Here is a 24,245-nt window from a genome sequence, read left to right as displayed (position 1 = left end):
GGTCCGGGGTGGTGGCGCTCAACGCCCTGTGCTGGCTCGGCGGGGTCGCCGCCGGGCTCACGTTGCGGCTGCTCGACGAGCGGGCGAAGATCACCGCCGAGCGGGTACGCCGCGACGAGCGGCTGGAACTGGCCCGGGAACTGCACGACGTGGTGGCCCACCACGTCACCGGCATGGTGGTGCAGGCGCAGGCCGCCCACCTGGTCGGGCGCCGGGATCCGGCGCGCGCCACGGAGTCGCTGGCCGGCATCGAGGCGGCCGGCGGCGAGGCGATGCGGGCCATGCGCCGCCTGGTCGGGCTGCTGCGGGACACCGCTGACGCGCCGCCGGCCTCGGCCGGTACGGAGCAGATCGAGGAACTTGTCGAGCGGTTCCGCCGGCAGGGCCCGCCGGTGCGGCTGCGGCTGCCGGAACAGACGGCCTGGCCGCCGGAGGTCACCAGCACCGTGCACCGGATCGTCCGGGAGGCGCTGACGAACGTGGCCCGCCACGCGCCGCACGCCGCCCAGGTCACTGTGGACGTGGCGCGGGAGCCGGACGCCGTGGTGGTCGAGGTGACCGACGACGCGTCCGGCGCGCCCGCCGGGTCCCGGGACGGATACGGCCTGATCGGCCTGCGCGAGCGCGTCGAGGCCCTCGGCGGCACGCTGCGCGCCGGTCCCCGCCCGGATAACTCCGGGTGGTCGGTGCGGGCGGTCGTGCCGAACGGGAGGGCGTGATGACGATCCGGGTGCTGCTCGCCGACGACCAGGCGATGGTCCGCGGCGGGCTGCGGCTGATCCTGGAGGACCAGCCGGACATCTCGGTGGTGGCCGAGGCGTCCGACGGCGTCGACGCGGTCGCCCAGGCCCGCCGGCTGCGCCCCGACGTCTGCCTGGTGGACATCCGGATGCCGCGGCTCGACGGTCTCCAGGTGACCCGGGCGCTCGCCGGGCCCGGGGTGGCCGACCCGCTGCGCGTCGTCGTGGTCACCACGTTCGACCTGGACGAGTACGTCTACGGCGCGCTGCGCGGCGGAGCGGCCGGGTTCCTGCTCAAGGACGCCGGACCGGCCCTGCTGGTGGAGGCGGTCCGGGCGGCGCACCAGGGCGACGCGCTGGTCTCCCCGTCGGTGACGGTCCGGCTGCTGCGCCACCTGACCCCGCCCGCACCACCCCGCGACGACAGCCGCCCGGCGTTGTCCGAGCGGGAGATCGAGGTGGTGCGCGAGATCGCCCGGGGCCGCACCAACCTGGAGATCGGTGCCGAGCTGTTCATCTCGCTGAGCACCGTCAAGAGCCACGTCTCCGCGGTGCAGACGAAGCTCGGCCTGCGCAACCGTACCGAGATCGCGGTCTGGGCGTGGGAGCACCGCATCGTCGACTGAAATCATTGGCGGACGCCATACCGTACGTTGTACGTTAGTGCCCTCGTCGACGGAGGGGGCACACACGTGGAACACGCGATCCTCGCGGAGGGCCTGCGCAAGCGGTACGGGGACACGGCCGCGCTGGACGGATTCGACCTGCGGGTGCCACCCGGCACCGTGTGCGGGCTGCTCGGCCCGAACGGCGCCGGCAAGACCACAGCCGTCCGCATCCTGGCCACGCTGCTGCGCTTCGACGCCGGGCGGGCCGAGGTCGCCGGCTTCGACGTGGCGGAGCAGGCCGATCGGGTACGCCACCGCATCGGCCTGGTCGGGCAGCACCCGGCCGTGGACGAGGCACTGAGCGGGCGGGAGAACCTGGTCATCTTCGGCCGCCTGTTCCACCTGGACCGGGCCACTGCGAGACGGCGCGCCACCGAACTGCTCGACCGGTTCGGGCTCGCCGACGCCGGCGGGCGGCCGGTACGCACGTACTCCGGTGGCATGCGCCGCCGGCTCGACCTGGCCGCCGGCATGATCCTCGCGCCGTCGGTGCTGTTCCTCGACGAGCCGACCACCGCGCTCGACCCGCGCGGGCGCAACGAGGTGTGGGAGGCGGTACGCGACCTGGTGCGCGCCGGCACCACGGTGCTGCTCACCACGCAGTACCTGGACGAGGCCGACCAGCTCGCCGACCGCGTCTGCGTGCTCGACGCCGGCCGGGTGATCGCCGAGGGCACCCCGGACGCACTGAAGTCCCGCCTCGGCGGCGACCGGATCGAACTGGTCGTCCGCGACGTCGCCGACCTCGCCACCGCCGCCGGACGGCTGCGCGCGGTCGCCCACGCCGAACCGGCGGTCGACCCGGACCGGCGGGCGGTCAGCGCCCAGGTCGGCGACCGGGCCGGCGCGCTGACCGAGGTGCTGCGCGCACTCGACGCCGACGGCGTCGGCGTGGCCGACGTGGCGCTGCGGCGACCCACACTGGACGAGGTGTTCCTCCAGCTCACCGGCGTGCCGTCCGCCGCCCGTGCCGGCGTGGAGGTGACCGCGTGACCGCGACGGTGACCCCGGCCCGGCGCCCGTCCCTGGCCGGTGACGGCCTGACGCTCACCGGGCGCGCGCTGGCGCACTGGCGGCGCGAGCCCGGCCCGCTGATCGGCTCGCTGGGCTTCGACATCCTGATGGTGCTGATGTTCGCGTACCTGTTCGGCGGCGCGCTCCAGGTGCCCGGCGGCGGCAGCTACCGCGAGTTCCTGATGCCGGGCATGTTCGCCATGACCATGGTCTTCGGCATCAGCATGACCACCATGGCGGTCTCGGCGGACCTGGACCGCGGCGTCACCGACCGGCTGCGGTCAATGCCGGTGTCCCGGCTGGCCCCGCTGCTCGGCCGCGCGGCCGCCGACCTGATGTTCGCGGTGGTGACGCTCGCGGTCATGCTGGGTGTCGGCCTGGCGGTCGGGTGGCGGGCGCGCGGCGACCTCGGCGACACGCTCGCCGCGCTCGGGCTGATCCTGCTGCTGCGGTTCGCGCTGGTCTGGGTGGGCATCTTCCTCGGCCTGACCGTGAAGGGGCAGAGCGCGGTCACCGCCGTGCAGACGCTGGAGTTCCCGCTCGGCTTCCTGTCCAGCGCGTTCGTGGCGCCGTCCACCATGCCCGCGTGGCTGGGCGCGGTCGCCGAGTGGAACCCGCTGTCCGCGACCGTCGGGGCCACCCGGGAGCTGTTCGGCAACCCCGGCTGGGGCGGCGACTCGTGGGTGGCCGCACACCACCCGCTGCTGGCGGTGCTGTGGCCGCTGGTGCTGGTCGCGGTGTTCCTGCCGCTGTCGCTGCGCCGCTACCGGGCGCTGAGCCGCTGAGCCGGACCCCGGGGGGGCGGCAGCGTGCCGCCCCCCGGGGGCGCCGGTCACGGCCCGGTGAGCACGACCAGCTCGCCGGTGGCCCGGGTCATCGCGACGTACCGGTCCACCGCCCCGGCGATCCCGTCGCCGAACGACTCCGGGTCGACCAGCACCACCAGGTCGAACTCCAGCCCCTTGGCGAGCACCGGGCTCAGCGACCGGACCCGGTCCGAGGCCGGGAACGCCGGATCGCCGATGACGCACGCGACGCCCTCGGCGTGGGCGGCGAGCCAGCCGTTCACCACCGCGCGCAGCTCGGCGCGGTCGCCGTACCGCACGGGGGCGCCGTCGCGGATGGACGTGGGCACGTTGGCGTCCGGGAGGACGGCCCGGATCACCGGCTCGGCCGCCGCCATCACCTGCGCGGGGGTGCGGTAGTTGACGGTCAGCGTCGCCACCTCGACCCGGTCGAACCCGGCCCGCGCCAGCCGCTCCGGCCACGACTCGGTGAACCCGTGCCGCGCCTGCGCCCGGTCACCGACCACCGTGAAACTGCGCGACGGGCAGCGCGCCAGCAGCATCTGCCACTGCGCGTCGGTCAGCTCCTGCGCCTCGTCCACCACGACGTGCGCGAACGGCCCCGCCAGCAGGTCCGGATCCGCCGCGCTCAGCGCGCTGGAGTCGACCAGGCTGGTCCGCATGTCCTCGCCGTACAGCATGGTCATCAGACCCTCGCCGTCGTCGTAGGCGTGCGACGCGATCAGCGCGTCGACCACCGTGTCCATCTCGACGCGCTGCGCGGCCAGCACCGCCTCGTCGCGGCGCCGCCGCAGCGACGCCTCCGGGTCACCGACCCGCCGCCGGGCCGCGTCCAGCCACGGCAGGTCCGCCACCGTCCACGCCCGGGCGTCGGCCCGCCGCAGCGTACGGATCTCCTCGACGCTCAGCCAGGGTGCGCACCGGCGCAGGTAGGCCGGCACCGACCACAGGTCGGCGACCACGTCGAGCGGGTCGAGCAGCGGCCACGCCCGGCCGAACGCGGTGGCCAGTTCGCGGTCGCGTCCCAGGGCCCGGCGCACCGCCTCCTCCGGCTCGTCGCCGCGGTACTTCTCCACCAGGATCGTCAGCAGTTCCTCCCACACGTCGTCACGGGCCTCGTTGTGCGGGACGCCCGGCCCGGCCGCCTCGAACGCCGTCCTCCAGTCGTCGGCGGTCAGCCCCAGCTCGGCGTCCCCGACACCGACAGTCATCCCGGTCGTGGGTGGCTCCTCGTAGAAGCGGACCGCGGCGTCGACCGCCCGCACCGGGTCCGCGGACGCCTTCAGCCGGGCCACCTCCGGGTCGGTCTCCGGCGCCGCCGCCGCGCCCTCCGGCACCAGGTCGGCCAGGGTGCAGATCTGCACGTCCTCCTCGCCCAGGCTGGGCAGCACGTCGGAGACGTAGTTCAGGTACGGCTGGTGCGGCCCGACCACCAGCACCCCGCCCCGGCGCTCGCCCAGCCGCGGGTCGGCGTGCAGCAGGTACGCGGTGCGGTGCAGCGCCACCACCGTCTTGCCGGTGCCGGGACCGCCGTCGACCACCAGCGCGCCCCGGGAACCGGCCCGGATGATCGCGTCCTGGTCGGCCTGGATGGTGCCGAGCACGTCGCGCATCCGCGCCGACCGGGTCGCGCCGAGGCTGGCGATGAACGCCGACTGGTCGTCCAGCGCGGCGTGCCCGGCCAGACCGTCGGCGGTGAACACCTCGTCCCAGTAGTCGGTGATCCGGCCTCCGCTCCACCGGTATCGGCGGCGGCTGACCAGGCCCATCGGGTCGGCGTGGGTCGCGCCGAAGAACGGCTCGGCGGCGGGGGAGCGCCAGTCCAGCAGCAGCCGGCCGCCCGCGCCGTCGGTCAGGCCGAGCCGGCCCACGTACACCGGGGCCGCGCCGTCCGCGGCGACCATCCGGCCCAGGCACAGGTCCAGGCCGTAACGGCGCAGCGTACGCAGGCGCGCGCTCAGCCGCCGGACCTCCTGGTCCCGGTCGACCGCCTGCCGGCCCCGGCCGCCCGCGGCCCGTCGCGTCGCGTCGAGCCGGTCGGTCAGGTCGGCGATCGAGCGGCGCAGACTGTCCGCGATGGCGGCGAAGTGCCGCTCGTCGGCGGCGATCAGGTCCGGGTCGGCCTTCGCCGACAGACGCTCAGGAAGATCGAAAACGCTTGTGGTGGGCAGATTCAACTCGTCTCCGATCACGGGCACGGCCGAGCCTCCGCTCTTCGCGGCTTTTCGAATGCCTCGGCAATGGGTTACGGCCGGCAATTGTGCGCCGTCACCCGGGTCTTGCGGCAAGACCGGGGGTGCGCTATATGTTGGTAGTGGCGGGAGAACCCGCCATTCTTTTTGCGCGGACAATTCTCGGGCTCTCCCTTCCGGCGTCCCGCCGGCCGCCGGTGCCCGGCGCGGCCGGTAGGATGACGGCACCATGTCGAAGGAGCGCCGGCGCAAGGCCGATCCCGCCCGCAGCCTGGCCCTTCTCTGGCGTACCCGGGAGCCGGCCAGCCGCGGCGCCGGTCCCGGCCTCAGCGTCGACCGGATCGTGCGCACCGCGATCGAGATCGCCGACGCCGAGGGCCTCGACGCGCTCACCATGCGCCGGGTCAGCGAGGCGCTCGGCGTCGGCACCATGTCCGTCTACACGTACGTGCCGGGCAAGGCGGAACTGCTCGACGTCATGGTGGACACCGTCCTCGGTGACCTGCCGCGCCCGGCCGACGTGCCGGGCGGCTGGCGCGGCCGGCTCGAGCGCATCGCCCGGGACAACCTCGCGCTCTACCGGGCCCACCCGTGGCTGCTGCGCGCCGAGACGACCCGGCCGGTGCTCGGCCCGAACGTGCTCGCCAAGTACGACTACGAACTGCACGCGGTCGCAGACATCGGGCTCGACGACGTGGAGATGGACGCCGTTCTCACGCTCCTGCTGGGGCACGCCAAGAACGCGGCCCGGGGCGCGCTGGACGTGGCCGAGCTGGAACGTGAGACCGGGATGACCGACGACCAGTGGTGGCAGACGCACGGCCCCTGGCTGGAGAAGTTCATGACCGCCGGCAGTTTTCCGCTCGCCGCGCGGGTCGGCACCGCCGCCGGGATGGCGCACGGCGGGGCGTACGGACCGGACCACGCCTTCGAGTTCGGTCTCCAGCGGGTGCTCGACGGCATCTCGGTGGTGGTGGCCGCCCGCGCCGCCGACGAGCCGGAGCCCGGGAAGACCTTGTAATCCTACTAGTTAAGTAGGAAACTCTCACTGGGTCGATGATCCCCCGTCACCCGTCGCCTCCGGCTGCCCTCCGTCGCCCGCGCGTACCCGTAGGAGCCCCTCATGAGCAACGCGCCCACGCCACCCGAACCGCCCACCGCAGGCACGTCCCGGCTCGCCTTCAGCGAGGACTGGGCCGCCACCGTCCTCGGCCTCGCGCTGCTGCTCCTGGTGCTGGCCGGTGCGATCCCCGCCGGGCTGGTGCCGTGATGGCCGCCGCCCCGGAACCCGCCGTCCGCAGCACCGCCGCCGGGCCGCCCGCGGCCTCCACCGCGGATGCCCCGGCCGCCGCGACCCCGGTGGACCGACCCGCCGGTACGCCCGCGGTCGCGCCACCCCGGGCCGACCTGCGCACCGGCGCGTTCTGGGCCTGGACCGGCCTGGGCCTGCTGGTGGTGCTGGGTCTCGCCGCGCTCACCCGGTACCTCGAACAGAACGTGCCGGTCTGGGCCGAGGGCAGCGCCATCGAGGACGTGGCCGGCGCGGTCGAGTACCCGGTCTACGCGATCCTGCTCGGCCTGCTCGGCAACCTGGTCGTCACGGTGACCGGGCTGCGGGACCGGATCTCCGCCGCGTTCCGTACCGAGTTCTTCATCAAGACCGGTCTGGTGCTGCTCGGCGCCTCGATCAACCTCGCCGTCATCGGGAGCGCCGCCGGGCCCGCCATCGCCCAGGCGCTGCTGCTGATCAGCGGCGTGTTCCTGTTCACCTGGTGGCTGGCCGGGCGGTTCGGCCTGGACGAGAAGCTGCGGGCACTGCTCGCCTCGGCGGTGTCGATCTGCGGAGTCAGCGCCGCCATCGCCGCCGCCGGTGCGGTACGGGCCCGCCGCGAACAGCTCGCGTACACGGCCAGCCTGGTCATCGCGTTCGCGCTGCCGTCGATCTTCCTGCTGCCGTGGCTGGCCGACGTGCTCGGCCTCTCCGACGCGGTCGCCGGCGCGTGGATCGGCGGCAACATCGACACCACCGCCGCCGTCACCGCGGCCGGCGCGCTCGCCGGCGAGGACGCGCTCCAGATCGCCAGCATCGTCAAGGTCACCCAGAACGCGCTGATGGGCGTGGTCGCGGTGGCGCTCACCGCGTACTTCGCGCTGCGCGTGGAGCGCCGCCCGGACGCGCCGCGCCCCGGGCTCGGCGAGCTGTGGCGCCGGTTCCCGAAGTTCGTCCTTGGGTTCGTCGCCGCCTCGGTGATCGCCACCTGGTACCTCGACGCGGCCGGGGCGGACGGCAAGGCCACCATGGCGATCGTCACCGACCTGCGGGTCTGGTTCCTCATCCTGGCCTTCGTCAGCATCGGCCTGGAGGTCCGCGTGTCGTCGCTGCGCGAGGCCGGCTGGCGGCCGGTGACCGTGTTCGGCGCCGCGACCGTGTTCAACCTGGTGCTGGCCCTCGGACTGGCGTCGGTGCTGTTCCACGGCTTCACGGTCTGACCGCCGTCCGTCCCCGTACACCTTGGAGGAACGCCGTGCCCGAGCCCGCCGACACCCCGGTCGACGCCGACGCCGACGCGCTGCGGACGCTGCTGCGCCACCAGGCCAGCACCGTCACGGTGGTCACCGCCGCCGGACCGCCCGCGGCCGGGTTCACCGCCACCTCGTTCACCGCTGTGTCGCTGCGACCGCCGATCGTCTCGTTCTGCCTGGACCTGGGCTCGTCGAGCTGGCCGGTGGTGTCCCGGGCGCGGCACGTCGGTGTGCACCTGCTCGGGCACGGCCAGCACGAGGTGGCCCGGAGGTTCGCCACCAGCGGGATCGACCGGTTCGCCGAGCCGACCCGGTGGCGGCCCGGCCCGGAAGGGGTGCCCATCCTCGACGACACGCTGGCCTGGCTGCTGTGCCGGGTGGTGGACCGGGTCGTCGTCGGGGACCACGCCGTCGTGCTGGCCGAACCGGAACTGCTGCGGCACGCCGACGTCGGTTCGCCGCTGCTCTACCACCGGGGGCGGTACGCCGGGCTCGCCGACACGACCGACCCCGGCGACCGCCGCTCCGCGGCCTGAGCGCCCGGGGCCGGGCGTCGCTATCGTGGCCGCGTGATCACCTGCGTCGTGCACTACACGATCGACCCCGCGCAGATCGAGGCGTTCGAGCGCTTCGCCCGCGCCTGGATGCGGCTGGTGGCACGGCACGGCGGCGTGCACCACGGCTACTTCCTGCCCGCCGAGGGCGCCAGCGACCGGGCCGAGGCGCTGTTCAGCTTCGAGAGCCTGGCGGCGTACGAGCAGTACCGCGCCCGGTTCGGGGTGGACCCGGAGTTCGTCGCCGCCGACCGGATCCGCGACGAGTCGGGCTGCGTCCTGCGGTACGAGCGCACGTTCATGCGTCCGCTCCTGCCCACCGGCTGACACCCCGACCGGCCCGGCTACCGAGGCGGGCCCGGGGGCTCCGCCGCGGCGGCGTAGCGGCGGGCCAGGCGGGCGAACGCCTCGCGCAGGTCCGGCGGCCCGACCACCTCGATGTCGGCGTCGTAGCGGCCGAGCACGGCGGCCAGCCCGGGCCACGACCAGGCGCCGAGCACCAGCCGGCAGCGGTCCGGGCCCAGTTCCTCGACGATCCCGTCGCGGGTCCACCCGGACACCACGCGGGCGGGCAGGTCGAGGATCACCTCGCCCCGGCAGGGCCAGTCACCCGGCCCGGTGGCGCCCTTGAACCGGCCGGCGACGTACGCGGCCACGTCCCCGCCGGGCAGCTCGCGGGGCGTGAACCGGGGGCCGGTGGGCGTACGCGGGCTGATCCGGTCGACCCGGAACGTGCGCCAGTCGTCGCGGTCGAGGTCCCAGGCGACGAGGTACCAGCGCCCACCCCAGGTGACCAGGTGGTGCGGCTGTACCCGGCGCGGCGGCCGGTCCGGATCCGGTGGCGCGGTGGACACCGCCTCGTAGTCGAAGCGCAGCTCCTCGCGGGCGTGCACGGCGGCGCTCAACGTCATCAGCAGCGCCGGTTCCACCCGGTGCCGGGCGGGCGTGCCGGCGCGTTGCGCGTCCACCACCCGCAGCGCGTCCACCCGGTGCCGCAGCCGCGCGGGCATCACCTGCCGCACCGTGGTCAGCGCCCGCGCGGCCGCCTCCTCGATGCCGGTCACGCCCCCGGCGGCGGTCTGCAGCGCCACGGTGAGCGCGACCGCCTGCTCGTCGTCGAAGAGCAGCGGCGGCAACGCGGAACCGGCACCCAGCCGGTAGCCGCCGTCCGGCCCCTTGGCGCTCTCGATCGGATAACCCAGCTCGCGGAGCCGGTCGACGTCGCGGCGCACGGTACGCGGGCTGACCCGAAGCCGTTCGGCGAGCAGCGAGCCCGGCCAGTCCCGTCGCGCCTGCAAGAGGGACAGCAGCGAGAGCAGTCGGGCGGAAGTCTTCGGCACGACACGCATTCTGCCGCGAGAAGAGGACACTTCCTGACCGCTACGCCTGCGAGGGTGGACCCGTACCCGATCAGGACCGGAAGGAACCGATGACGATGACCGGCACCACCACGACCCCCACCACCCTCGACGCCGAGCGGGCCGACCTGCTGGCCGAGCTCGCCGACGCCCGGAACATGCTGATCAACACGGTGCGCGGCCTCACCGACGAGCAGGCCGGGCAGAAGCCGACCGTCAGCGCGCTCTGCCTGGGCGGGTTGATCAAGCACGTCGCGTCCACCGAGGAGGCGTGGCTGCGGTTCGTGGTCGAGGGCCCCTCGGTGATGTCCTTCGCCATGCCCGAGGGCGTCACCTGGGAGGACTTCATGTCCGGCCGGGCCCGCGAGCTGCCGCAGTGGGCGATCGACCGGGGGCGGGACTTCCAGATGCTGCCCGAGGACACGCTGCCGGCGATCCTGGACCGGTACGCCCGCATCGCCGCGCGTACCGAGGAGATCGTCGCCGGCGTCGAGGACCTGTCGGCGACCTGGCCGGTGCCCGACGCGCCGTGGAACGAGCCCGGTTCGGTCCGCAGCGTCCGGCGGGTGCTGATCCACGTCATCGCCGAGACCACGCAGCACGCCGGGCACGCGGACATCCTGCGCGAGAGCATCGACGGCCGCACCACCACCTGAGCCGGCCGGAGAACGAAGCCGTGACGGTGCTCGACCGGCGCGCGCTCAACCGGGCGACGCTCGCCCGGCAACTGCTGCTCGACCGCGCCGCCCTGCCGGTGGCCGGCGCGGTCGAGCACCTGTGCGGGTTGCAGGCCCAGGAGCCCCAGGAGCCGTACGTCGGGCTCTGGTCGCGGCTGCGGGCCTTCGACCCGGCGGTCCTGTCGGACCTGCTGGTGCGCCGCCGCCTGGTGCGTACCCACCTGATGCGCCGCACCGTGCACCTGCTCGCGGCGGACGACGTGCTGGCCTGGCGGTCCCGGCACGACGCGATGCTGCGGCAGCGGGTGCTGGGTGTCTACCGCGGCGAGTTCGACGGGGTCGACCTCGACGAACTCGCCGCGGCGGCCCGGGACGTCCTGGCCGACGGCGAGCCGCGCACCACCGCCGAGATCGTGGGGGCGCTCGCCGCGCGCTGGCCGGCGACCGACCGCCGGGCGCTCGGCGAGATCGTGCTCGCGCTGGTACCGGCCGTGCAGGCGCCGCCGCGCGGGCTGTGGCGGACCGCGGCCGGCGTCCGTACCGTCGCTCTGGACCGGTGGCTGGGCCGCGACGCCGACCCGGCCGGGCCGGACGGCGACGACCCGGCCGGGCGCGCGCTGGTGCGGCGCTACCTGGCCGCGTTCGGCCCGGCCGCGTCGGCGGACCTGCGCGCCTGGTGCGGCCTCGCCGGGCTGCCCGCGGCGGTCGCCGCGGTCCGCGACGAGCTGGTGGCCTTCCGGGACGCGCGCGGCCGGACGCTGCTCGACCTGCCGGGCGCGCCGCGGCCCGAGCCGGACACCCCCGCGCCGGTACGGTTCCTGCCCGCCTTCGACAACGCCGTGCTCGGCTACCACGACCGCAGCCGGATCATCGACGACGCCCACCGCAACCTCTCCGTCGCCGGGGCCCGGTTCGTGCTCGTCGACGGCCGGGTCGCCGCCACCTGGACGGTCGACGCGGGCGTCGTGGTGATCACGCCGCTGCGCGCGTTCACCCGCGCCGAGCGCGCGGCCGCCGCCGAGGAGGGCGCCGCGCTGGCGTCGTTCCTGTCCGAGGGCGACAACCAGGGGGTACGCGTCGCCGCGAGCTGACCGTGGGCTGCCGGTCAGTCGCGTACGGCGCGGCCCATCCGGGTGACCGCCTCGGTGAGCACGGCGGGGGAGGTGGCGAAGTTGAGCCGCACGAACCCGGCGCCGCCGGCGCCGAAGACGTGCCCGGAGCTGAGCGCCACCCGCGCCCGGTCGAGGAACATCCGCGCCGGACCGGCCAGGTCGCTCGCCACCCCCGGCCCGTCGCCCGCCTCGGTGGGCACGCCGAGGCGCCGGCAGTCCAGCCAGGCCAGGTACGTGCCCTCGGGCGGCCGCCACGACACAGTGGGCAGGTGCTCGGCCAGCAGCGACCCGAGCAGCGCCCGGTTCGCGTCCAGGCCGTCGAGCAGCCGGTCCAGCCACGGCCCACCGGCCCGGAACGCGGCGGTGTGCGCGAGCACCCCGAGGTGGCTGGGGCCGTGGCTGACCTCCTCCGGCATCCGGGCCAGGTCGTCCGCCGCGTCCGGCCCGGCGACCGCCAGCGCCGCCTTGAGCCCGGCCAGGTTCCACGCCTTCGACGCCGACACCAGCGCGAACGCGTTCTCGGCACCCGGCACCGTCAGGTACGGGGTGAACCGCACGCCGGGCAGCGCCAGCGGTGAGTGGATCTCGTCGGCCACCACCCGTACGCCGTGCCGGGCGGCCAGCTCGGCGACCGTGGCCAGCTCGTCGGGCCGGTGCACCACACCGGTCGGGTTGTGCGGGTTGCAGAGCAGGAACGCCGGCCGGTCGCCGATCGCACGGGCCCGCCGGAACGCCTCCTCCAGCGCGGCCGGGTCGAGCCGCTGGTCCGCGCCGAGCGGCGCCTCGAGAACCTGCCGCCCGGCGCTTGTGACGAACGCGTAGAACGGCGGGTAGACCGGAGGAGTGACCACCACCGCGTCACCGGGGCCGGTGACCAGGCGCAGCACCTCGACCGTACCCATCATCACGTCCGGCACCAGCGAGGTGCGGCCGACCGGGAAGTCGGTCCAGCCCCACCGCTGCGCGGCGAACCCGCCGACCGCCTCGGCGTACGCGGTGCCGTACGCGTAGCCGGTGTCGCCCAGCTCGACCGCCCGGCGCAGCGCCTCGGCCACCGGCGGCGCCAGCGGCACGTCCTGCTCGGCCACCCACAGCGGCAGCACGTCCGGCGGGTACAGCCGCCACTTCACGCTGGTGCGCTGCCGGAGCTGGTCGAGTGTGAGCTGGGTGAGCGGGTTGCCGTCGTCGGCGGAAACGACCATGCGGCCCACCCTAGGTTCCTCCTACGATCGCCCGATGACCCACCCGGCGTACCCGCTGCGCACGCCCCGGCTGCTGCTGCGCCCGGTCACGCTCGGCGACCTCGACGACGTGCACGCCTGGCAGCGCCGCCCGGACGTGGTCCGCTGGATGGCCGGCGCCGCACCGCGTACCCTGGCGGAGTCCCTGGCGTCGGTGACCGCGATGACCGGCGAGGACGCGCTGCGCGCGGAGGGCGACTGCCTGACGCTCGCCGTGGTGCGCGGTGCGCGGGTGATCGGCGCGGTCGAGCTGGTGTGGCGCAGCGCGTCGGACCGCACCGCCGAGCTGGGGTACGTCTTCCACCCCGACCACGGCGGCCGGGGGCTGGCCACGGAGGCGGCCGGCGCGTTGCTGGACTGGGGTTTCGGCGGGTTCGGGCTGCACCGGGTGGTGGCCCGCTGCCACGCGGACAACGAGCCGTCGGCGCGCCTGATGGCCCGGCTCGGCATGCGGCGGGAGGCGCGGCACGTGCGCAGCTACCGGTTCCGGGGCGGCTGGGCCGACCAGCTCGTCCACGCGATCCTGGCCGACGAGTGGCGGTCCCGGCCGGTCAGGCCGGGCTGACCGCGCTCAGTCCACCCGCCCCGGCGAGCAGCACGGTGTCCGCGTCGAGGGCGTGCAGGGAGTCGATCCGGCGTAGCGGGGTGGTCCTCTCGTGGACGCCGTCGTCGTCCATGTACAGGAGGGTGCCGGACCGGCGCGCCACCACGTGACGGTGGCCGGCCGCCACCACGCCGGGGACCGGCGGGTCACCCGCACCCACGCGCCGGTGGACACCGCCGGTGGTCAGGTCGACGGCGGTCAGGCCGCCCCGGCTGTCGCGTACCCAGGCGAGGGCGCCGGTGACGCACGGCGCGTCCGGGGTGAGGCCGGCCTCGGCGCGGAAGAACTCCTCGCCGTCGCCGGATCCGACGGGGGCCCGCCGGATCGTGCGCGGGCCGCACCGGAGCAGCACGTGATCGTCGTCGACGGCGACGAGGGCGGGCCGGTCGTCGCTGTCCGCCAGCGGCTCGGGCAGGGCGAGCCGACGCACCTCGGCGCCGCCGCCGGGGTCGAGCATCCGCAGCTCGGACGCGCCCGGAGCGCCCACCACGACGACGCCGCCGGTCACCACGGGCCGTACCGTGGCCACCCGCGCGGCGGTGGTCCACCGGAGCGTCCCATTCTCCCGGTGCAGCGCCCGCAGCGCGGTGTACCCGCGCCACCCGCCCACCAGCACCGTGTCCCCGGCCACCACGAGATGACCGGTGTACGGCGGGACCGCCGCGCGCCACACCAGCGCGCCGGTACGCAGGTCGAGGCAGTCCACCTCGTCCCGGTTCTGCGGCAGGGCCCAGCACCGCTCGCCCGCCGCGACAACCGCCCGGGGCCAGGTGCCCAGCGGTACGTCCCAGCGCGTGTCGCCGGTCGCGGCGTCCAGCCCGACCAGGCGGGTGGCGCGTTCGTGCGCCACCACGTACCCGGACGCCACCGCGACGGCCTGCGGGCCACGCAGGTGTGACGGCCTGCTCCACCGCACCCGGACCCGCCGCGCGCCGGGAGGGGTCATGTCGCCTCGCACTCGTCTCCGACCCGGATCTCGCCCGTGCTCAGCGGCACGAGGCGGACGCCGAACCACGTCTTCCCGTCGTGGCGCCGGTGCCGGGCCAGCGTGCGGATCGGCTCCTTCCCGCCGGCGAGGGTCTCCGGGTCGATGAGCGTCACCGAACAGCGGTCGCAGCGTTCGGACACCCGGAAGTCCACCGCGCCGATGCGCACCCGCGTCCAGCCGTCCTCGGCGAACGGTTCGACCGGCCCGTCCAGCACCACAGTCGGCCGGAACCGGGCCATCGCCAGCGGCTCCGGCGCGGGCTCGCCGCGTTCCAGCGCGCCCTCGACGATCCAGTCCCGCAGCCGCCGCAGCGACGGCAGTGTGGCCACCAGCAGCGGTCCGGCGTCGGACAGGTTCAGCGGATCACCGGGCCCGCCGCCGTGCTCGGCCGACATCGGCCGGCGGCGCGGGTCGTCCAGCCAGGCCAGCCGTACGGGCCGGCCCAGCCGCGCGGAGAGCCAGTCGTGGGCCTCGTCGGTGGCGAGCCGGACCGTGTCCAGCCGGGACACGTCGGTGGCGACCGGCGGCCCGTCCACCGGTTCGGCGACGGTCAGCGACGACCCGTCGCGGGCGGTGAGCGTGATCGACCCGGCGCCGGGGGCGGCGGTCACGCCGAGCAGCGCGGGCAGGGCGGTCGAGCCCAGTTTGCCGCCGTCGGGGCGCAGCACCAGCCAGCGGCGGTCGTGACGCAACCCCCACGGCTCGACGTCGGCCCGGTCGACGTCGACGCCGCCGAGGGACTTGACCGGGTACAGGTGCACCGAGGCGAGTCGCGTCACCACGCCCTCAGCCGATCTTCGGGGTGGCGCGGTCGATGATCGCTGCGAGGTCCAGCCCGCCCGGCAGCGTCCCGTACGCCTGACCGTGGTCGCCGTCGAGCCGGGAGGCGCAGAACGCGTCGGCGACCGCCGGGTGGCCGTGGCGCACCAGCAGCGCGCCCTGGAGCACCAGCGCCAGCCGCTCCACCACCCGCCGGGCGCGCAGCTCCAGGTCGGTGTGGTCGGCGAGTTCGTCGCGCACCCGGCGCACCGCGGCGTCCAGCCGGGCGTCCGCGCCGGCCGCGGCGGCCACCTCCGCCTCGTACGCGGCGAGCACCTGCGGTTCCCGGGTGAGCGCGCGCAGCACGTCCAGCGCGGCGACGTTGCCGGAGCCCTCCCAGATCGAGTTCAGCGGCGACTCGCGGAACAGCCGCGGCATGCCGGACTCCTCCACGTAGCCGTTGCCGCCCAGGCACTCCAGCGCCTCGGCGGCGTGCCCCGGCCAGCGCTTGCACACCCAGTACTTGCCGACGGCGAGGGCGAGGCGCTTGAACGCGGTCTCGCCGTCGTCGCCGCGCGCCGACCGGTCGGTCGCCCCGGCCAGCCGCATCATCAGCACTGTGGCGGCCTCGGACTCGACGGCCAGGTCGGCCAGCACGTTGCGCATCAGCGGCTGGTCGGCGAGGTAGTCGCCGAACGCCCGCCGGTGGGTGGCGTGGTGCACGGCGGTGGTGACGCCGTGGCGCATCCCGGCCGCGGCGCCGATCACGCAGTCGAGCCGGGTCAGGTTGACCATGTCGATGATGGTGCGCACGCCCCGGCCCTCGTCGCCGACGCGCCACGCCACCGCGTGCTCGTACTCGACCTCGGCGGAGGCGTTGGAGCGGTTGCCGAGCTTGTCCTTGAGCCGCATCAGCCGCATCGGGTTGCGGCCGCCGTCGGGCAGCACCCGGGGGACCAGGAAGCAGGTGAGGCCGCCGGGCGCCTGCGCGAGGGTGAGGAACAGGTCGCACATGGGCGCCGAGGTGAACCACTTGTGCCCGACGAGCCGGTAGCTGCCGTCCGGCTCCGGCCGGGCCGTGGTGGTGTTGGCGCGGACGTCCGAGCCGCCCTGCTTCTCGGTCATCGACATGCCGGCGAGCAGCCCGCGCTTGGTCTGCGGCGGGCGGAGCCCGAAGTCGTACTCGCGGGTGGTGAGCAGCGGCTCGTAGCGGGCGGCCAGGTCCGGGCTGTGCCGCAGCGCGGGCACTGCCGCGTACGTCATCGAGATCGGGCAGCCGTGCCCGGCGTCGGGTCGCCACAGGTAGAAGCCGGCCGCGCGGGCCACGTGCGCGCCCGGCCGGTCGTCGGCCCACGGCGCGGCGTGCAGGCCGTGACCGACGGCGGTACGCATCAGCTCGTGCCAGGACGGGTGGAACTCCACCTCGTCGATCCGGTGGCCGTACCGGTCGTGGGTGCGCAGCACCGGCGGGTGCTCGTTGGCGAGCCGCCCGTGTTCGGCGGCCTCCTCACCACCGGCGAGCCGGCCCAGCTCGTGCAGCCCGGGCAGCGCCCAGCCGGCGCCCTCGCGGGCCACGCCGTCGCACAGCGCCGGGTCGTCGGCGGTGTCGTGGCCGACCATCGGCGGGACCTGGTTGACGACCTCGTGTGTGGTCACGGCGGCAACTCCCAGCGCTGGTGGCGGATCAGGTCGGGGCCCGGATTGAACCACCGTTCACTCCGCACCGGCAAGCACTCGACGACAAGTCAATTTGGCTGGATTCGTTTGACATGATCCGGCTCGGAGAGAAGACTCGCCGAAACTTTCTTTTGTCCGGGAAGTCGCTAGGGGGGCCTGTGTCCAGGAAGAAGCTCGGCGCGCTCGGCGCCGCACTCACACTGACAGTCGGCGTCCTGTCCGGATGCACCGGCGGCGAGGCGGTCGACGTCGGCGGCGGGGGGAACGCCGGCGGCGCCGGCGGGGTCCTCAACGCCGCGATCGGCGGCGAGCCGGACCAGCTCGACCCGCACAAGACCTCCGCGTACTACAGCTTCCAGGTGCTGGAGAACGTCTACGACACGCTCGTCGAGCCGGACGCCGACCTGAAGATGGTGCCGTCGCTGGCGACGAAGTGGACCACCAGCGCCGACCAGCTCACCTGGACGTTCACGCTGCGCGAGGGCGTCACGTTCTCCGACGGGTCGCCGCTGACCTCCGAGGACGTCGTCTACTCCTTCGAGCGGATCATCAAGGAGAAGCTGAACAACGCGTACAAGTTCGCCACCGTCAAGTCGGTCACCGGGCCCGACCCGGCCACGGTGGTGGTGACGCTGAGCGCGCCCACGCCGAACCTGCTGGCGAACCTCGGCGGGTTCAAGGGCGTGGCGATCGTGGAGAAGTCCAACGTCGAGTCCGGCAAGGTGAAGACCGCACCGGTGGGCAGCGGCCCGTTCAAGGTGGCCGGCTACACCTCCGGCGACAGCGTGAAGCTGGTGCGCAACGACTCCTACTGGGGCGAGAAGCCGAAGCTGGACGGCGTCACGTTCACCTTCGTCAAGGACCCGACTGTGGCGTTGCAGAACCTGCGCAGCGGCCAGGTCCAGTGGACCGACAACCTGCCGCCCCAGCAGGTCGGCTCGCTCAAGGACGACGGCGACATCACGGTGAAGTCGGCGCCGTCGACCGACTACTGGTACGTGGCGCTCAACGAGGCCCGCAAGCCGTTCGACAACCCCGAGGTGCGGCGCGCGATCGGGTACGCGCTGGACCGCGAGGCGATCACCAAGGCGGCGAAGTTCGGGCTGGCCACCGTCAACCAGACCGCCATCCCGAAGGCGAGCGCGTTCTACTACGACTACGCGCCCTACAGCCACGACCCGGGCAAGGCGAAGCAGATGCTCGGCCAGGCCGGCGTGAGCAACCTGACCATGGACCTGATGGTCACCAGCGAGTACCCGGAGACGGTCACCGCCGCGCAGGTCATCGCCGCGCAGCTCAAGGCCGTCGGCATCACCGTCAAGATCCGTACGCTGGACTTCGCCCAGTGGCTCGACGAGCAGGCGAAGGGCAACTTCGACGGGTTCATGCTCGGCTGGCTCGGCAACATCGACCCGGACGAGTTCTACTACGCCCAGCACCACAGCGGCGGCACGTTCAACTTCCACAAGTACAAGAACCCGGCGGTCGACAAGCTGCTGGACGACGCCCGCACCCAGACCGACCAGGGCGCCCGCAAGCAGGCGTACGAGCAGGCCGCGAAGCAGATCGTCGACGACGCCAGCTACCTCTACCTCTACAACCCGGACGTGGTGCAGGGCTGGTCGAAGAAGGTCTCCGGCTACGACGTGCGCACCGACCGGGCGATCCGGTTCCGGTCGGTCGCCCTGGCCAAGTGATGGCCCGCTTCGTCCTGCGACGGGTACTCCAGTCGGCGGTCGTGCTTGTCGGTGTGACCCTTGTGGTGTTCCTGCTGCTGCAACTGGTGCCGGGCGACCCGGTCCGGGTGGCGCTCGGCACCCGGTTCGACCCGCAGACGTACGAGGCGCTGCGGGAACGCGCCGGCCTCGACCAGCCGCTGCCGGTGCAGTACGTCAGCTACCTCGGGCACGCGCTCACCGGTGACCTGGGAGTCAGCTTCCGCACCGGCCAGCCGGTGAGCGCGATCGTGCTGGAGCGGCTGCCCGCCACGCTGTCACTGGCCGTCACCGCCGTGGTGTTCGCGCTGCTCGTCGCGTTCCCGCTGGGCATCGTCGCGGCGGTACGCAGCGGCTCCGCCGTCGACCACGCGGCCCGCGTGTTCAGCCAGTTCGGCGTCTCCGTACCGGACTTCTGGATGGGCATCATGGGCATCCTGCTGTTCGCCGGGGTGCTCGGCTGGCTGCCCCCCTCGGGTTACGTGGCGCTGACCGACGACCCGGGCCGGTGGGCCACCCACGTGGCGCTGCCGGCGGTCACCGTCGGCCTGGTCACCGCCTCGATCCTCACCCGGTTCATCCGCTCCTCCGTGCTGGAGGTGCTCTCCGCCGACTACGTGCGCACCGCCGAGGCGAAGGGGCTGCGCAACCGGGTGGTGATCCTGCGGCACGTGCTGCGCAACGCGCTCATCCCGGTCGTCACCGTGGTCGCGGTGCAGCTCGCGAGCCTGCTCGGCGGCGTCATCGTGATCGAGGTGCTGTTCGCCTGGCCCGGCATCGGGCGGCTCACCTTCGACGCCGTGCAGGCCCGCGACTATCCCGTCCTGCAGGGCGCGGTGCTGCTCGTCGCGGCGCTGTTCCTGCTGGTCAACCTGCTGGTGGACATCCTCTACGCCCGCCTCGACCCGAGGATCACGGTCAAGTGAGCGCCACGGCCGAGAGCACCGGACGCCGCGTCCTCGACGCGCTGCGCCGCGACCCGCTCGCCGTCGGCGGCACGATCGTGCTCGTGCTGCTGGTCGTGGTGGGCGTGGCCGGCCCATGGCTGGCACCGGCCGGCGTCAACGACGTCGACGTGGACCAGATGCTGCGCCCACCCAGCGGCGCGCACCCGTTCGGCACCGACGAACTGGGCCGCGACGTGCTCAGCCGGGTGCTCGTCGCCGCCCGCGTCTCGCTTCAGGTCGGCGCCGTCAGCGTCGGCATCGCGCTGGTCGCGGGCGTGACGCTCGGGCTGTTCGCCGGCTACTACCGGGGCTGGCTGGACAGCGTGCTCATGCGGTGCATGGACGTGCTGTTCGCGTTCCCGGTGCTGCTGCTGGCGGTGGCGATCGTGGCGGTGCTCGGCCCCGGCCTGCTCACCGCCATGGTCGCCATCGGAGTGGTCTACACGCCCATCTTCGCCCGCATCACCCGCGCCGGCGTGCTGTCCGTACGGGAGCAGGTGTTCGTCCGGGCCGCCGTCTCCATCGGCGCGTCCGACCTGCGCATCATGCGCCGGCACGTGCTGCCGAACATCGCCGCGCCGCTGATCGTGCAGACGTCGCTGTCGCTGGCGTTCGCGATCCTCTCCGAGGCCGCGCTGTCCTTCCTCGGCCTGGGCATCCAGCCGCCCGCGCCGGCCTGGGGCCGGATGCTGTTCGACGGGCGCGGCTTCGTCACCGACGCGTGGTGGCTGGGCGTGTTCCCGGGCGCGGCGATCTTCCTCACCGTGCTGGCGTTCAACCTGGTCGGCGACGCGCTGCGGGACGTGCTCGACCCGCGCCAGCTCACCCTGGGCGAGGCCCGCAGGAGCACCCCATGAGCCATTCGACAGTGCTGTCGGTGGACGACCTCACCGTCACCGTCGGCACCCGCCGCGGCCCGGTGCGCGCCGTCGCCGGGGTGTCCTGGCAGGTGCGGCCGGGGGAGACGTTCGCCCTGGTCGGCGAGTCGGGCAGCGGCAAGAGCATGACGCTGCTCGCCGCCACCGGCCTCGCCCCACGTGCCGCCACCGTCACCGGCCGGGTCCGGCTGCTCGACACCGAGCTGACCGCGCTGCCCGACGACCGCCGCCGCAAGGTACGCGGCCGGCACGTCGGGTTCGTCTTCCAGGACCCGATGACCTCGCTCAACCCGGTGCTGCCGGTGGGCCGGCAGGTCACCGAGGCCGCGGAGGAACACCTCGGGCTGACCCGCCGGGCCGCCCGGGACCGGGCGGTGGAGCTGCTGGACTTGGTGGGCATCCAGTCGGCGGCGCGGCGCGTCGACGCGTACCCGCACCAGTTCTCCGGCGGCATGCGCCAGCGCGTCGCCATCGCCATGGCGCTCGCCTGCGAGCCGGACCTGCTGATCGCCGACGAGCCGACCACGGCGCTCGACGTCACCACCCAGGCGCAGATCATCGAACTGGTCGCCGACCTCCAGGCGCGGCTGGGCACCGCCGTCGTCTGGGTCACCCACGACCTGGGCGTGGTCGCCGGCATCGCGGACACCGTCGCGGTCATGTACGGGGGACGCATCGTCGAGCAGGGCCCGGTCGACGCGGTGTTCGACACGCCCACGCACCCGTACACCCGGGCGCTGCTGGCGGCCCGGCCGGACCCGTCCCGGCGCGGCGAGGACCTGGTGGCCATCCCCGGGTCGCCGCCGAGCCCGCTGGACCTGCCCCCGGGCTGCGCGTTCTGGCCACGCTGCCCGGTGCGCGCCGATCCCCGCTGCGAGCACGAACTGCCCCCGCTGACGCCGGTCGGCGACGGGCACACGGTCCGCACCTTCTACCGTGGAGAAGCCGGATGAGCGCCGACACTTCGGACGTGGTCGCCGAGCTGGACGACCTGAAGGTGCACTTCCCGACCCCGGCCGGAACGGTCCGCGCGGTCGACGGCGTCAGTCTCGCCGTACGCCGGGGTGAGACGCTCGGGCTGGTCGGCGAGTCGGGCAGCGGCAAGTCCACAGCCGGTCTGGCGCTGTTGCGGCTGGTCGACCCGACCGCCGGGCGGGTCCGGGTGGCGGGCGAGGACGTGACCCGCTGGTCGCGCCGCCGCCTGCGGGCGACGCGGCGCCACGTCGCGATGGTGTTCCAGGACCCGCAGGCGTCGCTGGATCCACGCCGGACGGTCGGTGACAGCATCGCCGAGCCGCTGATCGTGCACCGGCTCGCCGCGTCCGCCGCCGCCCGGCGGGCCCGGGTCGCGGAGCTGCTGGACCTGGTCGGCCTGCGCGCCGACACGGCGGGCCGCTACCCGCACGAGCTGTCCGGCGGCCAGCGCCAGCGCGTCGGCGTGGCCCGGGCACTGGCCGGGGAGCCGGACCTGATCGTCCTGGACGAGCCGATCGCCTCGCTCGACCTGAGCGTGCAGGCGCAGATCATGAACCTGCTCCGGCACCTGCAACGCGACCTCGGGCTGACCTACCTGTTCATCGCGCACGACCTGGCCGCCGTCGAGCACATGAGCGACCGGATCGCGGTCATGTACCTGGGCCGCATCGTCGAGACCGGCCCACCCGAGCGGATCTACCGGAGCCCGGCGCACCCCTACACGGCGGCGCTGCTGTCGGCGGTGCCGGTGGCCGATCCGCGCGTCGAACGGGAGCGCCGCCGGATCGTGCTCACCGGCGACATTCCCAGCCCGGTGGACCCGCCGAGCGGTTGCCGCTTCCGTACCCGATGCCCCCAGGCCCGCCCCGCGTGCGCCGAGACCGATCCGGCGCTCGCCGAGGTCGGCCCGGGCCACGAGGCGGCGTGCCTGTTCCCGCTCGTCGGCGAGCGCGACGGCGGCCCGGGGGAGGAGGGCGCGACGACGCGCGCCGACGCCGCCGGCACGGCGTAGGCTCACCGCCGATGACGTTCACCACCCGGCCGACGCTGCGCGGCACGTTCGGCATGGTCTCGTCCACGCACTGGCTGGCCAGCCAGTCCGCGATGGGCGTGCTGGAACGCGGCGGCAACGCCTTCGACGCCGCTGTCGCCGCCGGGTTCGTGCTGCACGTCGTGGAGCCGCACCTCAACGGCCCGGCCGGCGAGGTGCCCGCGATCCTCGCCACCGCGACCAACCCCACGCCACGGGTGCTGTGCGGCCAGGGACCGGCCCCGGCGGCCGCCACCGTGGCGCATTTCCGCTCGCTCGGCCTGGACCTCGTGCCCGGCGCCGGCCCGCTCGCCGCCGTGGTGCCGGGCGCTGTCGACGCCTGGCTCCTGCTGCTGCGCGACCACGGCACCCGCACGCTCGCCGAGGTGCTGGAACCGGCGATCGGCTACGCCGCCGCCGGCCACCCGCTCGTCGGCGCCGCCGGGCAGACCGTCGCGCGGGTCCGGTCGCTGTTCACCGACCACTGGCCGACGTCCGCGCGCCTCTGGCTCCGCGACGGCCGCCCGCCCGCGCCGGGGGAGATGGTCACCAACCCGGCGTACGCGGACACGCTGCGCCGCCTCGTCGACGCCGGACGGGCCGCCGGTACGGACCGCCAGGCGCAGATCGAGGCGGCCCGGCGCGCCTGGCGGGAGGGTTTCGTCGCCGAGGCGATCGACGCGTTCAGCCGGCTGCCGTTCCGCGACTCCAGCGGCCGTGCCCACGCCGGGCTGGTCACCGGCGACGACCTGGCCGGATGGTCGGCCACCTGGGAGGAACCGGTCACGCTGGACTGGCACGGGCACACGATCGCCAAGACCGGCTTCTGGGGCCAGGGCCCGGTGCTGCTCCAGACGCTCTCGATCCTGGACGCGCTCGACGACCCGGCCGTCTACGACCCGTCCCGCCTGGACGGCATCCACGCGCAGGCCGAGGCGCTGAAGCTCGCGTTCGCCGACCGGGAGGCGTGGTACGGCGACACCGACGTGCCGGGCTCCGCGCTGCTGTCGGCCGGCTACGCCCGTTCGCGGGCCGCGCTGGTCGGTGACCGCGCCGACACGTCGCTGCGCCCCGGCAGCCCGGCGGGTGAGTCGCCCCGGCTGCCGTCGCACCTGCGCGACCACGCCGCCGGGCGGGCCGTCCCGCAGGACCCGAGCACCGGCGAACCCACGGTCCGGGCCGACGGAGTGACTCGCGGCGACACCTGCCACGTCGACGTGGTGGACCGGTGGGGCAACATCATCTCCGCCACGCCCAGCGGTGGCTGGCTGCAGAGTTCACCCACCATCCCGGAGCTGGGCTTCCCGCTCGGCAGCCGGTTGCAGATGTGCTGGCTGGAGGAGGGGCTCGCGTCGACGCTGCGGCCGGGACGCCGTCCGCGTACCACGCTCAGCCCGACGCTGGTGCTCCGCGACGGCGAGCCGGTGATGGCCTGCGGCACGCCGGGCGGGGACCAGCAGGACCAGTGGCAGCTGCTGTTCCTGCTGCGGCACCTGGCGGGCGGGCAGGAGCTGCAGGAGGCGATCGACGCCCCCACGTGGCACACGACGAGCTTCCCGGCGTCGTTCTACCCGCGCGAGGTCGAGCCGGGCGTGCTGGTGCTGGAGGACCGGATCGACGGCGACGTCCTGGCGGGCCTGCGCGCCCGCGGCCACACCGTACGCCTGTCCGACCCGTGGAGCCTGGGCCGCATGTGCGCCGTGACCCGCGACCCGCGTACCGGAGTCCTGTCCGCCGCGGCGAACCCCCGAGGCGCCCAGGGCTACGCCACAGGCCGCTGACCCGCC

24 protein-coding genes are annotated in these 24,245 nt (G+C 74.4%); 18 read left to right on the top strand and 6 right to left on the bottom strand.

Going from position 1 to position 24,245, the window contains the following annotated elements:
* The 4 genes from EAD96_RS03815 to EAD96_RS03800 all read left to right on the top strand — a co-directional run.
* The coding region (locus EAD96_RS03815) for a sensor histidine kinase (RefSeq protein WP_233585412.1) at positions 1 to 719 on the top strand (719 nt) is incomplete at its 5' end.
* Complete coding sequence (locus EAD96_RS03810; protein WP_121683282.1) at positions 719 to 1,366, top strand: response regulator transcription factor; 648 nt, start codon at positions 719 to 721, stop codon at positions 1,364 to 1,366. The genes EAD96_RS03815 and EAD96_RS03810, both read left to right, overlap by 1 nt.
* A gap of 66 nt (positions 1,367 to 1,432) precedes the next feature.
* The gene (locus EAD96_RS03805) at positions 1,433 to 2,401 is read left to right on the top strand and encodes an ATP-binding cassette domain-containing protein (protein ID WP_121683280.1); all 969 of its coding nucleotides are present in this window, start codon (positions 1,433 to 1,435) and stop codon (positions 2,399 to 2,401) included.
* On the top strand, positions 2,398 to 3,207 hold the full coding sequence (locus tag EAD96_RS03800) for an ABC transporter permease (RefSeq protein ID WP_120569983.1): 810 nt from the start codon (positions 2,398 to 2,400) through the stop codon (positions 3,205 to 3,207). Before EAD96_RS03805 ends, EAD96_RS03800 begins: the two co-directional genes overlap by 4 nt.
* A 47-nt stretch (positions 3,208 to 3,254) precedes the next feature.
* Here EAD96_RS03800 and helR read toward each other — a convergent pair whose 3' ends face one another.
* On the bottom strand, positions 3,255 to 5,426 hold the full coding sequence (helR, locus tag EAD96_RS03795) for an RNA polymerase recycling motor ATPase HelR (RefSeq protein WP_121683279.1): 2,172 nt from the start codon (positions 5,424 to 5,426) through the stop codon (positions 3,255 to 3,257).
* Between the two features lie 223 nt (positions 5,427 to 5,649).
* Between helR and EAD96_RS03790 the strand changes: the two genes are divergently transcribed.
* The 5 genes from EAD96_RS03790 (at position 5,650) to EAD96_RS03775 (ending at position 8,824) form a co-directional block, all read left to right on the top strand.
* Positions 5,650 to 6,441 carry a TetR/AcrR family transcriptional regulator gene (locus EAD96_RS03790; RefSeq protein WP_121683278.1) on the top strand — a complete coding sequence of 264 codons (792 nt, stop codon included), beginning with the start codon at positions 5,650 to 5,652 and terminating at the stop codon, positions 6,439 to 6,441.
* Positions 6,442 to 6,543: 102 nt separating this feature from the next.
* Positions 6,544 to 6,690 (top strand): hypothetical protein, encoded by a 147-nt coding sequence (locus tag EAD96_RS31135; protein WP_162959099.1) that lies wholly within the window; start codon positions 6,544 to 6,546, stop codon positions 6,688 to 6,690.
* Positions 6,690 to 7,910: a YeiH family protein gene (locus tag EAD96_RS03785; protein WP_121683277.1), complete on the top strand. Its 1,221-nt coding sequence runs from the start codon at positions 6,690 to 6,692 to the stop codon at positions 7,908 to 7,910. Before EAD96_RS31135 ends, EAD96_RS03785 begins: the two co-directional genes overlap by 1 nt.
* A gap of 35 nt (positions 7,911 to 7,945) precedes the next feature.
* Complete coding sequence (locus EAD96_RS03780; RefSeq protein ID WP_121683276.1) at positions 7,946 to 8,479, top strand: flavin reductase family protein; 534 nt, start codon at positions 7,946 to 7,948, stop codon at positions 8,477 to 8,479.
* Between the two features lie 33 nt (positions 8,480 to 8,512).
* Positions 8,513 to 8,824, top strand: a complete 312-nt coding sequence (locus EAD96_RS03775; protein WP_121683275.1) for an NIPSNAP family protein — start codon at positions 8,513 to 8,515, stop codon at positions 8,822 to 8,824.
* A gap of 17 nt (positions 8,825 to 8,841) precedes the next feature.
* On the opposite strand, the gene EAD96_RS03770 is transcribed toward EAD96_RS03775, so the two are convergent.
* Positions 8,842 to 9,846 (bottom strand): YafY family protein, encoded by a 1,005-nt coding sequence (locus EAD96_RS03770; RefSeq protein WP_121683274.1) that lies wholly within the window; start codon positions 9,844 to 9,846, stop codon positions 8,842 to 8,844.
* Positions 9,847 to 9,932: 86 nt separating this feature from the next.
* Here EAD96_RS03770 and EAD96_RS03765 point away from each other — a divergent pair, with 86 nt between their 5' ends.
* The gene (locus EAD96_RS03765) at positions 9,933 to 10,511 is read left to right on the top strand and encodes a DinB family protein (protein ID WP_121683281.1); all 579 of its coding nucleotides are present in this window, start codon (positions 9,933 to 9,935) and stop codon (positions 10,509 to 10,511) included.
* Positions 10,512 to 10,531: 20 nt separating this feature from the next.
* On the top strand, positions 10,532 to 11,623 hold the full coding sequence (locus EAD96_RS03760; RefSeq protein WP_121683273.1) for a winged helix DNA-binding domain-containing protein: 1,092 nt from the start codon (positions 10,532 to 10,534) through the stop codon (positions 11,621 to 11,623).
* A 14-nt stretch (positions 11,624 to 11,637) separates the two neighbouring features.
* Here EAD96_RS03760 and EAD96_RS03755 read toward each other — a convergent pair whose 3' ends face one another.
* On the bottom strand, positions 11,638 to 12,846 hold the full coding sequence (locus EAD96_RS03755; protein WP_121683272.1) for a MalY/PatB family protein: 1,209 nt from the start codon (positions 12,844 to 12,846) through the stop codon (positions 11,638 to 11,640).
* A 34-nt stretch (positions 12,847 to 12,880) separates the two neighbouring features.
* On the opposite strand from EAD96_RS03755, the gene EAD96_RS03750 reads away from it, so the two are divergent.
* Positions 12,881 to 13,450, top strand: a complete 570-nt coding sequence (locus EAD96_RS03750; protein ID WP_121683271.1) for a GNAT family N-acetyltransferase — start codon at positions 12,881 to 12,883, stop codon at positions 13,448 to 13,450.
* Here the strand turns inward: EAD96_RS03750 and EAD96_RS03745 are convergent.
* From EAD96_RS03745 to EAD96_RS03735, 3 genes are read right to left on the bottom strand one after another with little or no spacing between them, the layout of a single operon-like run.
* On the bottom strand, positions 13,437 to 14,435 hold the full coding sequence (locus EAD96_RS03745; RefSeq protein WP_121683270.1) for a PQQ-binding-like beta-propeller repeat protein: 999 nt from the start codon (positions 14,433 to 14,435) through the stop codon (positions 13,437 to 13,439). The genes EAD96_RS03750 and EAD96_RS03745 overlap by 14 nt on opposite strands.
* A complete protein-coding gene (locus EAD96_RS03740) occupies positions 14,432 to 15,259 on the bottom strand; it encodes an MOSC domain-containing protein (protein WP_121683269.1) in 828 nt (275 codons plus the stop codon). The genes EAD96_RS03745 and EAD96_RS03740 overlap by 4 nt, the downstream gene beginning before the upstream one ends.
* A 4-nt stretch (positions 15,260 to 15,263) precedes the next feature.
* On the bottom strand, positions 15,264 to 16,892 hold the full coding sequence (locus EAD96_RS03735; protein ID WP_121683268.1) for an isovaleryl-CoA dehydrogenase: 1,629 nt from the start codon (positions 16,890 to 16,892) through the stop codon (positions 15,264 to 15,266).
* Positions 16,893 to 17,071: 179 nt separating this feature from the next.
* On the opposite strand from EAD96_RS03735, the gene EAD96_RS03730 reads away from it, so the two are divergent.
* From EAD96_RS03730 to EAD96_RS03705, 6 genes are read left to right on the top strand one after another with little or no spacing between them, the layout of a single operon-like run.
* Complete coding sequence (locus tag EAD96_RS03730; RefSeq protein ID WP_121683267.1) at positions 17,072 to 18,610, top strand: ABC transporter substrate-binding protein; 1,539 nt, start codon at positions 17,072 to 17,074, stop codon at positions 18,608 to 18,610.
* On the top strand, positions 18,610 to 19,554 hold the full coding sequence (locus tag EAD96_RS03725) for an ABC transporter permease (protein WP_120569970.1): 945 nt from the start codon (positions 18,610 to 18,612) through the stop codon (positions 19,552 to 19,554). The genes EAD96_RS03730 and EAD96_RS03725 overlap by 1 nt, the downstream gene beginning before the upstream one ends.
* Entirely contained in the window at positions 19,551 to 20,432 is an 882-nt protein-coding gene (locus tag EAD96_RS03720) for an ABC transporter permease (RefSeq protein ID WP_121683266.1), read from the top strand. Before EAD96_RS03725 ends, EAD96_RS03720 begins: the two co-directional genes overlap by 4 nt.
* Positions 20,429 to 21,406, top strand: coding sequence for an ABC transporter ATP-binding protein (locus tag EAD96_RS03715; protein WP_121683265.1), 978 nt, complete (start codon positions 20,429 to 20,431; stop codon positions 21,404 to 21,406). Before EAD96_RS03720 ends, EAD96_RS03715 begins: the two co-directional genes overlap by 4 nt.
* Positions 21,403 to 22,440 (top strand): ABC transporter ATP-binding protein, encoded by a 1,038-nt coding sequence (locus EAD96_RS03710; protein ID WP_121683264.1) that lies wholly within the window; start codon positions 21,403 to 21,405, stop codon positions 22,438 to 22,440. Before EAD96_RS03715 ends, EAD96_RS03710 begins: the two co-directional genes overlap by 4 nt.
* An 11-nt stretch (positions 22,441 to 22,451) precedes the next feature.
* Entirely contained in the window at positions 22,452 to 24,239 is a 1,788-nt protein-coding gene (locus EAD96_RS03705; protein ID WP_121683263.1) for a gamma-glutamyltransferase family protein, read from the top strand.
* The last annotated feature ends 6 nt before the right edge of the window (positions 24,240 to 24,245 follow it).

The sequence above is a fragment of the Micromonospora sp. BL1 genome (assembly GCF_003667485.1).
GTDB lineage: Bacteria > Actinomycetota > Actinomycetes > Mycobacteriales > Micromonosporaceae > Micromonospora > Micromonospora tulbaghiae.
This window is presented reverse-complemented; position numbering and strand designations above follow the sequence as displayed.